The organism is Candidatus Symbiopectobacterium sp. NZEC135, assembly GCF_025962695.1.
Genome location: NZ_JAGFPF010000574.1, coordinates 1 through 1,193, shown reverse-complemented (window position 1 = coordinate 1,193; position 1,193 = coordinate 1). Strand labels below are relative to the sequence as shown.

Here is a 1,193-nt window from a genome sequence, read left to right as displayed (position 1 = left end):
CCCGGTGATTTCGGCCAGGTGCGTAAAAGCGTCGTCAAACTGCGCCTTGATATAGCGCACCGTGGCGTCATCGGTGTCGTAGTCATTTTTGAACGGGATATCGATCAGGATCAGCGGGATATGCAATTCATAGGCAATATTTTCATACCACTTGATCATGCAATTGCAGATGTTGTTACAGCACAGCAGAAAATCCGGCTGCGGCATATCCATCTCTTCGCAGTGCTTGATATCCGCGTAGGAGAGGCTGATGCGGGCATAGGCACAAATATCGTTGGAATATCCCAGACTCTCGGCATGTTCGCACATGCGCAGACCACCGCCTTTCGCCGCGATTGCGGCCGCCTGATTTTCTGGGTACACCACCGGGATATCCAATGTTTCCGCGATCTCCTGCGGAAAGTTGGAGGCACACCAGCCGATTTTTTCACCGCGATTTTTCGCATCCCAGGCCCGTTGATAAGCTTGAGCCGCGATGTTCTGCAATTTTTTCTTTGCCGGAACCGGTTCCGACGTTTGAGGGGTTACATTGCTCATAGATGTGTTCCTGAAAGAGGTGCGTCGCTCGCGAGTAACGCGCTGCACGCTTCAAACGCATAAATAGCCGCTCCTATCGCCCCGTTATATTGTGATAATGGCGATGTCTTGATGGGAGCACCCAATTCCTGACTGACATAGCGAACCACTTCAAAATTCTTCGCTACGCCGCCGGTCATGATGACCGGTTGTTCAATACCGACGCGTTTTGCCAGCCCGGCAATACGGCTGGCAACGGATTTGTGAATACCATTGATGATGTCGGGAATGGTTTCGTTATTGGCGAGATGTGAGATCACTTCAGATTCGGAAAATACCGTACAGGTTGAACTGATGGTGACGCGCTTTTGTGACTGCGCACCGAGCGCTGCAAGCTCATCGATGCGTGTCTCCAGCACCCGCGACATGACATCGAGAAAACGTCCGGTGCCCGCGGCACACTTATCGTTCATGACAAAATTAAGCAGGCGCCCCTGCCCATCCATATGCAGGGCTTTGACATCTTGCCCACCGATATCAATGACCGTTTTAACGCCGGGAAACAGATAGTTGGCACCTTTGGCATGGCAACTGAGCTCGCTAACCTCTTTGTTGGCTTCCTTGAGGGAATGACGGCCATAGCCGGTGGCGCACACCCAACGGATATCACTGCGGGC

At 52.4% G+C, this 1,193-nt stretch carries 2 protein-coding genes; both read right to left on the bottom strand.

Going from position 1 to position 1,193, the window contains the following annotated elements; all coding sequences use genetic code 11:
* Window positions 1-537, bottom strand: a 537-nt coding sequence (locus tag J5224_RS28875; RefSeq protein ID WP_264628524.1) for a 2-hydroxyacyl-CoA dehydratase, incomplete at its 3' end; no start/stop codon positions are given.
* The coding region (locus J5224_RS28870; protein ID WP_264628523.1) for an acyl-CoA dehydratase activase at window positions 534-1,193 on the bottom strand (660 nt) is incomplete at its 5' end. The genes J5224_RS28870 and J5224_RS28875, both read right to left, overlap by 4 nt.